Annotated in this window: 13 protein-coding genes; 7 read left to right on the top strand and 6 right to left on the bottom strand. The window is 36.7% G+C overall.

All coding sequences use genetic code 11. The features are described from left to right. Positions 1–67 precede the first annotated feature (67 nt). The 3 genes from ACFIMS_RS03920 (at position 68) to thpR (ending at position 1,943) form a co-directional block, all read left to right on the top strand. Entirely contained in the window at positions 68–466 is a 399-nt protein-coding gene (locus tag ACFIMS_RS03920; protein WP_375611386.1) for a PTS sugar transporter subunit IIA, read from the top strand. 17 nt (positions 467–483) lie between these two features. Further along, a complete protein-coding gene (locus tag ACFIMS_RS03915; protein ID WP_012754483.1) occupies positions 484–777 on the top strand; it encodes an HPr family phosphocarrier protein in 294 nt (97 codons plus the stop codon). Between the two features lie 626 nt (positions 778–1,403). Continuing rightward, the gene (gene thpR, locus ACFIMS_RS03910) at positions 1,404–1,943 is read left to right on the top strand and encodes an RNA 2',3'-cyclic phosphodiesterase (protein ID WP_375611385.1); all 540 of its coding nucleotides are present in this window, start codon (positions 1,404–1,406) and stop codon (positions 1,941–1,943) included. Positions 1,944–2,049: 106 nt separating this feature from the next. On the opposite strand, the gene grpE is transcribed toward thpR, so the two are convergent. Both grpE and hrcA read right to left on the bottom strand, forming a co-directional pair. Then, on the bottom strand, positions 2,050–2,712 hold the full coding sequence (gene grpE / locus ACFIMS_RS03905; protein ID WP_375611384.1) for a nucleotide exchange factor GrpE: 663 nt from the start codon (positions 2,710–2,712) through the stop codon (positions 2,050–2,052). A 124-nt stretch (positions 2,713–2,836) separates the two neighbouring features. After that, entirely contained in the window at positions 2,837–3,907 is a 1,071-nt protein-coding gene (hrcA, locus tag ACFIMS_RS03900; RefSeq protein ID WP_273790224.1) for a heat-inducible transcriptional repressor HrcA, read from the bottom strand. A 514-nt stretch (positions 3,908–4,421) separates the two neighbouring features. Here hrcA and rdgB point away from each other — a divergent pair. Both rdgB and hemW read left to right on the top strand, forming a co-directional pair. Next, positions 4,422–5,069, top strand: coding sequence for an RdgB/HAM1 family non-canonical purine NTP pyrophosphatase (gene rdgB / locus ACFIMS_RS03895; RefSeq protein ID WP_375606138.1), 648 nt, complete (start codon positions 4,422–4,424; stop codon positions 5,067–5,069). Continuing rightward, on the top strand, positions 5,066–6,265 hold the full coding sequence (hemW, locus tag ACFIMS_RS03890; RefSeq protein WP_375638155.1) for a radical SAM family heme chaperone HemW: 1,200 nt from the start codon (positions 5,066–5,068) through the stop codon (positions 6,263–6,265). Before rdgB ends, hemW begins: the two co-directional genes overlap by 4 nt. Positions 6,266–7,870: 1,605 nt before the next feature. Here hemW and dapE read toward each other — a convergent pair. From dapE to ACFIMS_RS03875, 3 genes are all read right to left on the bottom strand, one after another. Further along, complete coding sequence (gene dapE, locus ACFIMS_RS03885) at positions 7,871–9,043, bottom strand: succinyl-diaminopimelate desuccinylase (RefSeq protein WP_375611380.1); 1,173 nt, start codon at positions 9,041–9,043, stop codon at positions 7,871–7,873. A gap of 221 nt (positions 9,044–9,264) precedes the next feature. Next, complete coding sequence (locus tag ACFIMS_RS03880; RefSeq protein WP_375611379.1) at positions 9,265–10,011, bottom strand: M48 family metallopeptidase; 747 nt, start codon at positions 10,009–10,011, stop codon at positions 9,265–9,267. A 31-nt stretch (positions 10,012–10,042) separates the two neighbouring features. Beyond that, positions 10,043–10,822: an alpha/beta hydrolase gene (locus tag ACFIMS_RS03875; protein ID WP_375681205.1), complete on the bottom strand. Its 780-nt coding sequence runs from the start codon at positions 10,820–10,822 to the stop codon at positions 10,043–10,045. A gap of 196 nt (positions 10,823–11,018) precedes the next feature. Between ACFIMS_RS03875 and infC the strand changes: the two genes are divergently transcribed. Both infC and ACFIMS_RS03865 read left to right on the top strand, forming a co-directional pair. Next, positions 11,019–11,537 (top strand): translation initiation factor IF-3, encoded by a 519-nt coding sequence (infC, locus tag ACFIMS_RS03870; protein ID WP_375617486.1) that lies wholly within the window; start codon positions 11,019–11,021, stop codon positions 11,535–11,537. Positions 11,538–12,134: 597 nt separating this feature from the next. Beyond that, positions 12,135–13,901: an ABC transporter ATP-binding protein gene (locus tag ACFIMS_RS03865; protein WP_375628498.1), complete on the top strand. Its 1,767-nt coding sequence runs from the start codon at positions 12,135–12,137 to the stop codon at positions 13,899–13,901. 761 nt (positions 13,902–14,662) lie between these two features. On the opposite strand, the gene ACFIMS_RS03860 is transcribed toward ACFIMS_RS03865, so the two are convergent. Continuing rightward, positions 14,663–14,785 carry a hypothetical protein gene (locus ACFIMS_RS03860; protein WP_375611376.1) on the bottom strand — a complete coding sequence of 41 codons (123 nt, stop codon included), beginning with the start codon at positions 14,783–14,785 and terminating at the stop codon, positions 14,663–14,665. Positions 14,786–15,001 lie beyond the last annotated feature (216 nt).

The raw sequence follows: 15,001 nt of genomic DNA, 5'->3' as shown, positions 1-15,001 counted from the left end.
AAGCCTTGTACAATGTCTTTCCCACCAACTATGGTTGGGTCTTATTAGTTAACAGGAGTTTGCGTAAATGATTGGACTCGTGCTTGTAACGCACGGTGAGCTGGCTGTCGAATTTTTACATGCCGTGGAACATGTTGTTGGAGTACAAGAAAAGTTCGCAACAATATGCGTTTATCCCGATGACGATATAGATCAGCGCCGAGGTGATATTATAGCCGCAGTAACCGATACAGATACGGATCATGGCGTCATCATATTAACAGATGTGTTCGGTGGAACACCATCAAATATAGCTATTCCTGCTATTGAAAAAGGACGCGTTGAAATGATTGCGGGTGTTAATTTGCCCATGCTTATTAAACTAATTTCTATTCGCAAATGTCCTGATATTTCATTATCAGACGCGTTAAGAATAGCACAAGAAGCAGGGCGTAAATATATTAATGTACCAAGTATGATTTTATAGCGGATAATAAAATACCAATGTTTTCCAAAGATACCCTCCCATGTATAAGTCGTCATTTCAATATCTGTAATAAACGTGGGTTGCATGCACGTGCTTCTGCAAAATTTGTACAAACTGTTGACAATTTTAATGTTACTGTTGAAGTTGAAAAGGACGGGAAAATTGTTGGCGGATCATCAATTATGGGACTTATGATGCTAGCGGCTTCATCCGGTTGCAACCTCACCATTCGTGTTTCAGGACCAGAAGCAACAGATGCTCTTAATGCTCTTGAAAAGCTCATCAATAACAACTTTGGAGAGGAAAACTAGTGCTTTTTCATCATAAACAAAGATGATAATTCTTAGAAAATAGGAACTTTCGATCATTATTTTGAATTTTAATTTCTCTTCCCGCTTTTATACCAATATTCATATCCATTATAGATTGGCATAATGATCATAAATGTAAAAGCTTATAGTAATTTTGTTATGCTCGATTTTTTTCTTCCTTTCCTAACATTATTTGACCAATTTGAATAGTTTTGCGTATTATGGCTATTCCCCGACTTAATCATATAATTAAATTTTTACAGAAAAGAGAACTCTTCACCTTGTATTAAAGTATGCTTTATTTTAGGCTAAAGATAAATGTCAAAATAATTTCGCACATCAAAAATCTATCAACTTTTCTTATTTTCTGCTAACTTTGTAGCCTTTATAATACACAAGTAATCTTCCATTGCACATCATTGTGATACAGATCCTGAAAACGCAATTCTTATCAATATCATAACCATTTTCTTAAAACGAATAAGCTTTGTACGACCATAATTATAGTAAGCATTTTTTAGACATTCTTTTTCTATACTATTGCCTTGTTTTCTGTGGTACGTGCCCCGCCCTTATTATCTATATTGCGCTTGGGATAGCATCTTTCATTATAAGGAGATAATATCATGGGTCGTCTATTTAGTGCTCTTCAGATTCCTCAACAAACAACAAAAGCCCTCGTATCATTGCAAAATGGCTTACCAAAAGCGCAATGGATCAACCCGCAAAATTTTCATGTCACCTTATCTTTTTTTGGCGAAGTTGAAAGCTCCTTAGCAGATGAAATTATGCATACCTTTAACACTATAGAACTTCCTTCTTTTACGCTACAGATAAAAGGTTTTGAAGTTTTTGGTTCAGAAAATGCTCCTCATTCTCTTGTGGTTCGCATTGAACCTTGTGAAAAGCTTACTCTTTTACATGAAAAGATGCAATATATTCGGAATAAATTAGAGTTAAAGCCTGATGAAAGACTGTTTATTCCGCATATCACTCTTGCACGAATATTTGATATTAATCTTAAAGATCTTTCTTCTTATCTATCTTTTCAAGATGATTTTTTTGTCCCTCCTTTTGAAGTTGATCATTTTGTTTTATTGTTATCGGCCTCTCCCTTAAATAAGGCTCCCTATATTGTAAAAGGAAGTTGGGCGCTTCAAAGATAAAAGGGTGTTTATAACACCCTTTAAAAACCCTTTAAGAAAAGACTTCATATATGTGTAATTGCAGGGAATACTGCATTTTATGTTGGAGATTTATTATTGATGTGTTTTAAGCCGAATCAGCTTCAACAGAAGCTTCTTTTGCTCCTCCTTTAGCTACACCCACTATAGCTGGACGTAGTACCCTTTCCCCGATAATATAACCTGCCTGAACCACTTGTTGAACAGTATTATCTGGAACATCAGCATTGGGAATTTCAAACATCGCTTGATGAAAGTGAGGATCAAATTTTTGCCCCTCTGGATGAATTTTTTGCACCCCATGACGTTCTAATGCTGCCATCATGGCACGTTCAGTCATTTCAACGCCTTCTGCCAATGATTTCAAACCAGCATCACTCTCCCGTGCACCTTCTGGAATAGCTTCCAAAGCACGATTGAGATTGTCAGAAACCGATAACATATCCCGTGCAAAATTAGCAATGGAATAAGCTCTTGCATCCGCCACATCTCGCATAGTACGGCGTCGAAGATTTTCCATATCTGCAACAAGACGTAAAAGCTGATCTTTCAGTTCTTTATTTTCATCCTGCAAAGACGCTAAAAGATCACTAACCTCATTGCTTTCTGTTTCAACGACTTCGTGTTCCTCTGTTTTATGTGTTTTTAAAAATTCATCGGCTGCCTGTTTAAGTGTATTACGATCAGCTGGATTTTTTAAATCACAATTTTCAAATGAAGCGTCAGTAAATTTGTTTTTTTCATCAGACATAAAAATTTTATTCCTTCATAAGATTCGTTATTCTCGATATCGAAATTCTACAGACAAAAATCAAGGGGTAGCGATGTATATAATACAATGAGCTTTTATAGTACAAATACTTACTTGCATCGTTTTAACGCAATAACTGTGACACAAGTTGAGCTGTATAATCAACCATGGGCACAATCCTTGCATAATTAAGCCGTGTAGGACCAATAACACCTAAAGCACCAATGACTCTTTGTTGTGAATCTCGATAAGGTGCTACAACTAAAGAAGAACCAGAAAGTGAAAATAACTTATTTTCTGAACCAATAAAAATTCTAACCCCAGAACCTTCATCCGTTAAATCGAGAAGCTGTGCCATACTCTCGCGCGTTTCAAGATCATCAAACAAATGGCGTAACCGTTCTAAATCTTCTTCTGCTTTCACATCTTCAAGTAAATTGCTACGCCCGCGAACAATGAGGTGTATTTTATGATCAGCATCTTCTCCTCCCCAAAGAGCTAATCCCGTTTCAACAAGATGATGTGATAAATCATCAAGTGCGGCCCTTGTTTCTGCGCATAAGCGGGCAATTTCCCCTTTAGCTTCACTCAATGTACGCCCTTGAATATGGGCATTGAGAAAATTCGTTGCTTCCGTCAATTGTGCATGGGTAACCCCTTCTGGTAAATGAACAATACGATTTTCAACTTCACCTTGTTGAGTCACCAAAACGGCAAGAGCGTGCTCCCTATCAAGGCGCACAAATTCAATATGTTTCAATGTTCCTTCTTGTTTTGTTGCTAAAACAAGCCCTGCCCCACGTGAAAGATCTGAAAGAACTCGGCTTGCTTGAACAAGAAAATGTTCAACCGATTGTGCATGACCAGCCTCTTTGACTTGCATTTCAATATTTTCTCGCTCTTCGTTTGGCAAATCACCCGCTTCCATAAATGCATCAACAAAAAAGCGTAAACCTGATTGTGTTGGCATTCGACCCGCAGAAACATGTGGTGCATAAATCAAACCGAGGTGTTCAAGATCACTCATCACATTGCGAATCGTCGCAGGCGATAATGTCTGTTGTAAAAGCCGCGAAAGATTACGTGATCCTACAGGTTCACCATCATTAAGATAAGCTTCAACAATATGGCGAAAAATATCACGCGAACGTTCATCAAGATATTTTAGTTCATTATCAATAGTTTTGTGCTTCATCACAATTGTTTCACTACTTTTAAAATCCTCATCTCTTATATAAGTTTTGCCAAGGTTTGGTCAAATAGTCTAAAGTAGTATAAAAACATATTATCCTATTGAGCTGTAAAATGCTACCTTTCAGAGTGATGCTTGATAAATTACGCAGGAAATATTTTTGTTAGAGTGTGTGAGAAATATTTAAGATTAAGAATTGATCTGTAAAGTGGTCTGCTGTAGGGACTTGTCAAAAGAATCTAGCTTGATTAAAAACCGCTGTAAGTAGAAAATTTTACCCTTTAGAGCAAGCAGAAAATTGGAAATTTACCATAAAAATGCTATCATAAAAAAGACATGTCTTTCCTATCTTTGCAAGGTTATCTTCGTACAAGATAAAAAATTTTATTGGAACAAAATATCATAAAACATGTAAAATAATCATATCATGTAAAATCAAGCAGAATATGTGTGTATGAGCATTTAAGCCGATTTTTAGCACAAAAATAATTCCCCTTTCATTTTTGGAGAAATCTATATGAGAAGCATAGCAGATAAAAAACTTGTCATTGCTACACATAACACCGGAAAATTGCATGAAATCACTACTTTAATTACGCCTTTCGGTTTAATAATACAATCGGCAAAAGAACTGGGCTTGCCAGAACCAAAAGAAACAGGAAAAACATTTGAAGAAAATGCTTATATTAAAGCTTTTTCAGCAGCAAAAAAGACAGGACTTCCTGCCCTCTCTGATGATTCAGGCTTAGAGGTAGATGCATTGGAGGGTGCGCCAGGCGTTTATACCGCTGATTGGGCAATTCAAGCCGATGGTACACGTAATTTTCCAAAAGCTATGAAAAAAATAGAAAATGAACTCCAAAAAGTCGGAGCACGAGAAAAAAACCAACGGAAATGCCGTTTTATATCCGTCATTTGCATTGCATGGCCTGATGCTCATGCAGATTACTTCCGCGGATGCGTTGAAGGAACGTTCATTTGGCCTCCACGGGGAGACAAAGGCTTTGGTTTTGATCCTATTTTTTTACCCGATGGATATGAAAATACCTTTGGAGAAATGTCAACAGAGCAAAAACACAACTGGAAATGTAATGATATTCCCCCTCTTTCACATCGCGCACGTGCTTTCAAACTTTTGGCAGAAAACCTTTTAGCATTCTCATGAATGAACCTTTTGGCATTTACATTCATTGGCCCTTTTGTGCAGCTAAATGTCCTTATTGTGACTTTAATTCGCATGTTCGCATCCATGGTGTTGATCAACCACGTTTTGTCACCGCCTTTAAGCGCGAAATAGAAACGCAATACCACAAAATAGGCCCACGCCATATTACAAGTATTTTTATTGGTGGAGGAACCCCTTCTCTTATGGAGCCGCAAACTGTCGATGCCCTATTGCAAGCACTTGCAAAAAAATGGGTAGTCGATGATAAAGTTGAAATTACATTAGAAGCTAATCCATCCAGTGTGGAAGCAGAGCGCTTTCGTGGATACCGTGCGGCAGGTGTTAATCGCTTATCTCTAGGGATACAAGCGCTCAATGATAAAGTATTGCGCAAACTTGGCCGACTCCATAATGTGGAACAAGCTCTTTGCGCTATTACTTTAGCACGGCAAATTTTTCCACGTTTATCTTTTGATCTCATTTATGCCCGCCCCGAACAAACCCTTGAACAATGGAAATCTGAACTTGTACAAGCAATTGATTTAGCAGCGGACCATCTTTCTCTTTATCAATTGACGATCGAAGAAGGAACCGCCTTTAAACGGCTTCATGATGCAGGAAGACTTATCCTTCCCCCATCAGAGCTAGCAGCAGATCTGTATCATCTTACTCAAGAAATAACGGCACTACATGGACTTCCTGCCTATGAAATCTCAAACCATGCAATGCCCGGTGCCGAATCAGCACACAATCTTCTTTATTGGCGTTATCACCAATATGCAGGCTTTGGTCCAGGAGCACATGGACGTTTCATTGAGCATACACCGAATCATTCCTCTTTCTGTTCAAAAACATTGTCATCACACCTTGAAAACCGCGAACGTTATGTCACAATAAATGAAAAGCATCCCGAACAGTGGCTTAATTTGGTAGAAACAACAGGACATGGCTGTATTGAAACGGAACATTTAACCACTGAACAACAGGCAAATGAAATGCTCCTTATGGGATTACGCCTTTGCGAAGGCTTAGAACTTATACGCTATGAAACCTTAAGCCCTAAACGCATTCCAATGGAAAAACTGATCGATTTACAACACCAAGAATTGATAGAAATGGTGGATAACCAACGCTTAAAAGCAACAACCAAAGGACGTATTGTTCTTGATCACATCATCAGCCAACTCGCAAACTAAAGTTTTTATAACAACATACTTATTTTAATCATAATTATCATTTTTCACAGCAAAGGTGAGATTAGAATATCGTGAGATTCTCTCATTTCAAAACTATTTATAGCAAGCTAGTTACCGCCATTTGCTTACACCTTAAAAAGGGAGAAGCATGTGGATAAAAACTATAAAAAAGGAGTAAAAAGGCCTCTTATGAACACTCTTAAGTGCTAAAAGCTATTGCAATATTTTGAGCTAGAAAGTGTATGGTGCTCTAACTTTATTTTTCATAAACATAAAGATGGGGAGGCATTATAGATTTTATATTACAACATTCATAAGCACCGTAGTAGCACAAATGTGACAAACATTGAGAAAATTTCTTTAAAACAAGTATGTGAATGCATAATACGATAATGTATTGTTCTTTATGAAATCGTGGCACCATTTAAAGAACCAGAGAAATAAGCATGAAGCCATGCATCAGTCTCTGATTATTTAAAAAGATATTACTCTAGTTACTTTTGAAAACCGTAAAGCCGAATAAAAAAGAAAGTAAAAAAAGCACGCTGATTTTCACCTTTATACCTTTTATATTTTCCCTCAATGAGGTTATGTTTGTATGTCTGTTTCAGAGATTATAAAAAATAGATATACACAATGCTTTTATCCTATTCTGGCATGTAAAAGCTGTTATCGCAAAAAATACTGAACCAATATTTATTTGAGATACGCGGCCGTATGATCGGTATTAATTTATAGGTAACAGCAACATCATGAGCTTTACTAAACAAATAATGCACTCAAATGACAAATATACTAAATATGAATCGGTATTGCTTTGTTAGCGAGTGAAACGATGTTAATCTCATATGATCTTACTTGTATGCGTATATGCTTATAAGTGTCTATACGCGTCCTTTAAAGTTATTTAATTAAAAAATTGAGAATAATACTAGGACAATCCTTGGCTAAAGAAGTCAACGTGATGCTACAAAAGAATTTCTGTGTACCTTTATCATAACCAATATTAAAGCTGATTAAATAACCTCACCTTCTATCTCGTAATGATATTGCAACGGAAGTTCTTGGGGACAAAAAAAGCAGAGCAAAATATATGAAATAAAATAAACTTAAAGCGCTTTTCCTATAGTCTTTATTCTAAGAGAGTCTAATTGGAACAAGAAGTGCCTTTTGTGAGAGCTCAGAAACCATATTAAAACATGAGCTGTGAATGAGCGCATTTATGTTGTACGAACTTTTTACAATAGCAGCATGTTTTTGTGTGTCTTCATGGCTTCAACCTGTCACTACACAATGATGATATAATATTCATTGTTTTCCATATATGATTGCACCGCCTTTCTACACCTTAAAGAACGAATATTTTCAATCCAATATGGTCTAAACAGTTCTGCTTCTTCAAGCAGGTCTCTTTTGGCTTTTCAATTATGTAATTCACTTAACTTAAAGACTCTACAGGCAAGAATCCCAACTTAAGAATATTCATTACTTACTCTAAGACTACTTAATATATTAAGTTTTACGAGTCTCGTATCACCACACCATAAATGGCAATATCTTATGGCACAACAAGATAAAGGTATTTTTGAACCAGCAACCTTTTCTTTATGCAAAAAATTCAATAATAAAACGCTCATAAATAGTAGTAAGTGTTTCCATTGCATCAAGGGCTACACACTCATCTACCATATGCATCGTTTGCCCTGGTAAGCCAAATTCAACCACTGGGCAATAATCCTTAATAAATCGCGCATCTGAAGTACCACCAGAAGTGGAACATTCTGGTATATTCCCTGTTACACTTTTAATAGCATTGGATAAAGTTTGAATGAGTTTATCATTTTTGGTCAAAAAAACATCTCCTAAACTTGGAATCCATTCAAGCTGATAAGAGGGATATTGATCACCATTGTTTTTTGATTGCACCAAAGCAAGACGCTTTTCAATTTCCTTCATCAGTGTTTCTTTTGTCCAAAGATCATTGTAGCGTATATTAAAATGAACTGTTGTCTGCGCTGGGATAACATTGACCGCTAAATTACCGGTATCGATGCTTGTTAGCTCTAAATTACTGGGTTGAAAATTTTCTGTCCCTTTATCTAAGACGATTTGTGTCAATGCTTGAATAAGCTTACTTGCCAAAGGCAAGGGATTGGCAGCCCTCTCTGGAAAAGCAACATGACCTTGACGACCCTTCACGGTAATGACACCAGAAATCGATCCGCGGCGACCAATTTTGATAATATCACCAACAGTCTTTACGCTTGTTGGTTCTCCCACAAGAGCCGCAGTCCATTTTTCGCCTTTTTTTTCTGCCCATTTGAGAAGTTTTACCGTACCATTAACAGCAGGCCCCTCTTCGTCACCAGTAATTAAAAGGCTTACCCTTCCTTTAATGGGTCGTTTCTCAAGAACTCGCGCTAGAGCCGCAATAAAACAAGCGATACCACCCTTCATATCAACAGCACCCCGCCCATATAATTTCCCCTGATCTATAACAGCTTCAAAAGGTGGGTAAGTCCAATCTTCCAATGCACCTGGCGGTACGACATCCGTATGACCCGCAAACATAAGATGGGGTCCTTCACTCCCCATTTTTGCATAAAGATTTTCAACATTATCTGTATTTTTATCCGTAAAAACAGGGCGATCGACGTGAAATCCCATTTTTTTCAAAAATTGTTCCAAAGTTGATAAAGCCCCTGCTTCATGAGGTGTAACAGAAGGACAACGAATAAGTGCCTGTAATAGCTGAAGTGGATCTGTAAGAACAGACATAAAAAACCTTCCCATTTTTTATAAGTCATCGGAACTTAGGGTTATTACGCTGAATTACAAAAAAGATAAAGCAAAACATTGAAGACACTCAGCAAACCAAGCAGGGGAGAACAATCGTGCTGAGAGCTTCAATGGCTTCCTCATTATACATGAGCAAGCACACACTCAACAAAACACTCAACAAAAAGTTCCGTTAAATATTGCCTTCATTTGAAAGTTTTTTACGCCTCTAAATTATATGAATCAAAATTAATTGCATGCAGTCTAGGAGCATTTTCTTTCAACCAAGCACGATATGTTTTACTATCAGGACATAGCTCTTCACAAAGAGCCCAAAATCTTGGCCCATGATTCATTTCAACAAGATGAGCAACTTCATGGGCAACAACATACTCAACAACTTCTTTTGGTGCCATAATAAGGCGCCAAGAAAAAGAAAGACGCTTATCGATTGAACAAGAGCCCCAACGACTTCTCGTATCTTTATAACAAATGGATTTGACTTTACGCTCTACCTGATGAGCATAATGTGCCACCAAAGGCGTTATAATAAGCGCCGCTTGTTTTTTCAAAACGTCAGCAATGCGTCTTGGGAGATATTCTAATTGACCATAAACAATAATTTCAGGCCCTTGCTCCGCATCTGCTGTAATGATTTCTGTTACCCCACGTCCCTCTCTATGCTTTATGGTATGAGAAACACCCAATAAGGGAATTGTCGCCCCCTCTTTGAGATAAGCATTTTTATGAGAGATTTGTACATGAGCAAGACGTGCCTCAATCCAAGATCGATGCTTTTCAATAAAATTTTCAACCGCATAGAGATTTATTGCTGGTGGTGTTGTTACACAAATCTCCTGACTTCTGGCATCAATACGTAAGGTAAGACGGCGCGCATACTTATTTTCCCGCACCCGTACAGGTACAGAGCGCTCAGAAAAAATAAAATGCTGTTTAGAAATGCTCATATATTTTTATCTTCATCAATAAATGTACCCCTTACTTTGCATTAATCTGATTAATAAAAGATCTCAATACTGTTTCAAGGCAATCTAAATCTTGTGGACGAGAAAAGCGATGATCCGCATCACGAACAAGTGTCAATGTTACATCATGGAGAGGTAAATGATCAAGTAAAGTCAATGTATGCTGATAGGGGATATCTTCATCTTCCATCCCTTGTAGAATATGGACTGGACATCCAACATCAATGCATCCTTTCATAACACAATTTTCGCGCCCATCTTCAATCAATGTTTTTGTAAAGGGCATTGGCTCTGTATCATCAACTGCAGGTCGTTCAATATAGCCTTTCTCCTTCAAAATCTTCCATTCTTCTGGGCCTAATTTTGGTTCCACCAATGTTTGTGTAAAATCAGGTGCTGGAGCAATCAATATCATGCCAGCAAGCTTCTTATTTTTCTGTGCTAGCATCATTGCAAGCCTTAGCGCAATCCACCCCCCCATAGAGGAACCAATCAAAATTTGTGGACCCTCACAATAGGTTTCAAAAGTCGCTAAACTTTCCTTAACCCAACGCGAAATTGTTCCTTGAAAAAAATCACCTTCAGATTCTCCATGTCCAGAATAATCAAAACGTAAACAAGACAAATCATTCTTCTGAGCAAACTGATCAACTAACGTTGCCTTACTTCCTAACATATCGGATTGATAGCCAGGAAGCCAAACCAAACCTGGAGATTGGCGCCCCTTGCGATAGCGTACTGCAAGTGCGGTGTTCTCAAATGAAAAAAACTGACAAGGAATATTTTGATCCATGATTCTTTATCCTCCATAAAATAATTTCTTTAAATTAAGAGAAAAACTTTTATAATCTAAATCATCCCAAAAAGTAATAAATCAAATAATGAAAATAACACGAATTATAGTTGTTTTTAGGTACATAATTGTATATTAAATTAACTGTAGTTGAATCAAAATTTAAGGAGCATAAACCATTCGTAAACCGTTTAAAATGACACCTACCCAAAAAGACGGACCACGTTCAAATCAGGATATTCGGGTACCTCATGTTCAGCTTATCAATGATGAGGGACAACATCAGGGAGTTGTTTCGATACAAGAAGCTCTTGCTATGGCTGCAGATGCGGGACTTGATTTGGTTGAAATTGTACCAAATGCGGAGCCACCTGTATGTAAAATCATCGATTTGGGAAAATTAAAATATCAAACCCAAAAAAAAGCTGCTGAAACACGTAAGAAGCAAAAAGTCATCGAAATCAAAGAGATTAAGATGCGCCCAAATGTTGATGTCCATGATTATGGAGTCAAACTCAAGGCTGTTCATCGCTTTATTGATCATGGTGATAAAGTAAAGATTACTTTGCGTTTTCGTGGTCGTGAGATGGCTCACCAAGATCTTGGATTAAAGCTTCTTCAGCGTGTGAAAGAAGATACAAGTGAAATTGCCAAAATCGAATTGGAGCCAAAGCTTGAAGGCCGGCAAATGATGATGGTGATAGCACCTAAATAGTTTTGCATTGGAATAATATTCGCATGCAATTCATCAAAATGATGTGTATAGTATTATTTAGAAGCACCACATAGAGTTTTTGTGGTGCTTTTAAGGTTTTATAAATGTGTATAAATCCTTTTAAGAGTTTAATAATGCTTGATCGATTTATAAGAAGAATTCATTATTTTGCATATTAAATGAGAAAACTCAAACATCGTAAGGTCTTCTTATTTCAAGCTCTCTGTATCATGCAATGCGGCAAAATTGTTTGCTTACACATCACAAATGGAGATGATACATAAAAATTATCAAAAAAGCAGAAATGTTTTTTGTGAACTATTTCAAGTGCCAAAGACTATCACAATATGGAAATTGGTAAATACAATAGTGAAACTTGCCGGTACCTTTTATTGAAAACTAAAAATAATGATGAACAACGAATTTTCGTTATACCTTTCACAGAAACTTTGCACTACATTCTTCACTCTCACCATCGTGAAATTGATGTGATGAACCTTGAAAGAAAAAGCTATTTTTGTAAAAAAGATTAAGGGGCTTCTTAATTAAGAGTGTTTCAATCTTGCATAAAATAATGAGAGAATATAGAAGCTCTTCATGGCTAAAAAACAAATTTCCTCTTTTGACAAACATCTTATTATCCGCCTTTTGCGAGAAAATTTTCGTAAACATATGCGTTGGTATAGTGCGGCTATCTTCTCAATGATCATCATTTCTTGTACCACAGCAACCAGTGCATGGATTATGCGGGATGTTGTTAATCAGATTATTGATGCACAAAATTTTCCTATGATTGTTTTGATTTCTAGCTTCATTGCTTTTATCTTTATTCTCAAAGGAGTTGCAACTTTTTTCCAAACTTACTTTCTAAACAAAGCAGGCAATAGTATCATTGCTGAACAACAGCGTAAAATTTTTGCACGACTTATGGAACAAGGAGTCTCTTTTTATCATAATAACACTTCATCTGATCTTCTTGTTCGTGTAACTCATAACGCGACAGCCGTACGTAATATAATTGATACTATTATCACAACTTTTGTACGTGATTTGCTTTCCGTTAGTGGTCTGTTGCTTGTCATGTTCATTCAAAACTTTGTGTTAATCTCCATTACTTTAATCGTAGGACCACTAGCTTTTTTAGGCGTTCGAATGGCTTTAAAACGCGTTCGCAGCTTGATGGAAAAAGAGCTCCTTTCACTTGGTGAAATTATCAAAATCGTACAGGAAACGGCTGTTGGCATTCGAATCATCAAGGCCTTTTCACTAGAAGAAGTCATGAAAAAACGGATGGACAAAGCCATTTGTGATGTTGAAAAACAAACAAACAGTATTGCAACACTCGAAGCTATTACCAATCCAATTATGGAAACACTCACGGGTGTTGCCATTGCAGGTATTATTTGTTTTTCCGGTTATCTTGCAACCCAACGCGCAGGTGTTCAAGGTGAATTTATGTCCTTTATTGTTGCTTTACTTTTAGCTTATGAACCCGCAAAAAGACTAGCAAATGTACGTGTTAAAATTGAATCTGGCTTGGTCAATATCCGTACGATGTTTGAAATACTCGATTGTCCCCTTACAGTTGTAGAACATAAAGAAGCTAAAGATCTGAATAAAACGCAAGGAACTATTCGTTTCGAACATGTTTCTTTTGCATACACTAATAACAAAATGATATTGAAAGACATCAACCTAGAAATAGAAGCCGGAAAAATGACAGCATTGGTGGGACCATCCGGTTCGGGAAAATCAACCCTTATCAACCTTATTATGCGCCTCTATGACCCCACAAAAGGACGCATATTGATTAATGATCAAGACATTCGCTACACAACATTTCGCTCTCTGAGAAACCTGATGGCCTATGTAGGACAAGATACTTTTCTCTTTCAAGGAACTGTTAAATATAATATCGGGCTTGGAAAAGAAGGGGCTAGTGATGACGAAATTATCGAAGCAGCAAAAGCAGCAAATGCTCATGACTTTATTATGAGTTTGCCAAATGGTTATGATACACAGATAGGTGATAATGGCTGTAATCTTTCAGGGGGGCAAAAACAACGACTCGCTATCGCTAGAGCAATGATTCACGATAGTGAAATTCTGATTCTTGATGAAGCAACAAGTGCGCTCGATTCACACACCGAAGCACAAATTAATGAAGCCATTCACCACCTTACTAAAGGACGCACAACGATCATTATTGCTCATCGCCTTTCAACGATTGCTCGTGCTCATAAAATTGTGGTCATACAAAATGGACAACTGATTGAACAAGGTACTCAAAAAGAATTGCTAGCAAAAGAACATGGGTTTTATAAAAAACTTCATAATATCCAGTTCAAAAAACATACCCCCTAATTTCTAGATCCTTAAATAAGATTTGAAATAAAAAATGGATAGAAGGTAATGCTCCATTTATAAAAAAAGACTTGTTATCAAGAAAAAGCATTACTTCAATCAAGAATTGGTAAAGAATTTATGGTTTATTGAAAATAAAATTCTTGGATTTAGATGAAAACTTTACTCGTTGTTTTGTTGAATGCAAAAGATAAGATGTAATTTGCTTATTGCAAATTTTCTTTATATTTATGATGAATCAATCAAAAGCGCTTGTTGTACGTCATAAGAGATATTGGTATATGCATAAAAACTCTTAAGATAAGCAATAAAATAACTCTACACTTTCAAGTGAAAAGATTGTCAGCAACATGAGAAGCTGAAAAATAGAATGATAATACCGGCTTATAGCTTTAGTAAATACTTATACCTTTATTAATAATGGTAGTGTGGATTTTATACCATTCATAAGAGGTACTTTATACCATTTCACAAGCAATCTTATGAAATAGACTCAAGCGCACACTGAGAAATGTTGCTTTAAAACAAGTACATAAACTTGCAATACAATAATGTTATATTTTGGAGTACTCTGTTCGCGGAGCTATTCGTTATAAGAAAAGTGATCTCATTCAAGACACAATAAACAAAAATCTAAAATAATAGGTAATTTTTATTATTAAAAAATATTGCTTTAAATGCGTTTGACAATAAAATCGATATCTTATGAATTCTCCGCTTAACGCTTTTGTTTATCACGTTCTTTAATGGAATCATGTCCTTCACGTAAAAACAGAATGCCATTGTGTTGCAAATTCACGTACTTGTTTTAAAGAGACCTCTCTCAAAGTCTTCCCTAAGCCCATTCGCAATAACATTCGTGAATTGTATAACGATAAATCCATTAACCCCCTCTATCTTTACGCTTATGGAGTAACAAGCCGGCACCACTCACACTATTCTGCCAGTCCCTAATGTTGCGACAGCTCTTAGCTCTCGAGATGATTCATAAGAGGCATTTTTAGTTATTTCTTAATAGTTTTATCCACACAGGATTCTCCGCTTGTAGCATACAAGCCGAATGATTTTGATTGATTCAATACGAAAGAGATTCGTACGAT

Source organism: Bartonella sp. AP331QHHD (assembly GCF_042195905.1).
Lineage (GTDB): Bacteria > Pseudomonadota > Alphaproteobacteria > Rhizobiales > Rhizobiaceae > Bartonella.
Note: the sequence above shows the minus strand (reverse complement) of the source record. Positions and strands in the feature narration are given on the sequence as shown.

Excerpts from the sequence above, each read along its gene's own strand:
- ACFIMS_RS03920 (WP_375611386.1), top strand. The coding sequence starts at position 68 with ATGATTGGACTCGTGCTTGTAACGCACGGTGAGCTGGCTGTCGAATTT.
- ACFIMS_RS03915 (WP_012754483.1), top strand. The coding sequence starts at position 484 with ATGTTTTCCAAAGATACCCTCCCATGTATAAGTCGTCATTTCAATATC.
- thpR (WP_375611385.1), top strand. The coding sequence starts at position 1,404 with ATGGGTCGTCTATTTAGTGCTCTTCAGATTCCTCAACAAACAACAAAA.
- grpE (WP_375611384.1), bottom strand. The coding sequence starts at position 2,712 with ATGTCTGATGAAAAAAACAAATTTACTGACGCTTCATTTGAAAATTGT.
- hrcA (WP_273790224.1), bottom strand. The coding sequence starts at position 3,907 with ATGAAGCACAAAACTATTGATAATGAACTAAAATATCTTGATGAACGT.
- rdgB (WP_375606138.1), top strand. The coding sequence starts at position 4,422 with ATGAGAAGCATAGCAGATAAAAAACTTGTCATTGCTACACATAACACC.
- hemW (WP_375638155.1), top strand. The coding sequence starts at position 5,066 with ATGAATGAACCTTTTGGCATTTACATTCATTGGCCCTTTTGTGCAGCT.
- dapE (WP_375611380.1), bottom strand. The coding sequence starts at position 9,043 with ATGTCTGTTCTTACAGATCCACTTCAGCTATTACAGGCACTTATTCGT.
- ACFIMS_RS03880 (WP_375611379.1), bottom strand. The coding sequence starts at position 10,011 with ATGAGCATTTCTAAACAGCATTTTATTTTTTCTGAGCGCTCTGTACCT.
- ACFIMS_RS03875 (WP_375681205.1), bottom strand. The coding sequence starts at position 10,822 with ATGGATCAAAATATTCCTTGTCAGTTTTTTTCATTTGAGAACACCGCA.
- infC (WP_375617486.1), top strand. The coding sequence starts at position 11,019 with ATGACACCTACCCAAAAAGACGGACCACGTTCAAATCAGGATATTCGG.
- ACFIMS_RS03865 (WP_375628498.1), top strand. The coding sequence starts at position 12,135 with ATGGCTAAAAAACAAATTTCCTCTTTTGACAAACATCTTATTATCCGC.
- ACFIMS_RS03860 (WP_375611376.1), bottom strand. The coding sequence starts at position 14,785 with ATGGATTTATCGTTATACAATTCACGAATGTTATTGCGAATGGGCTTA.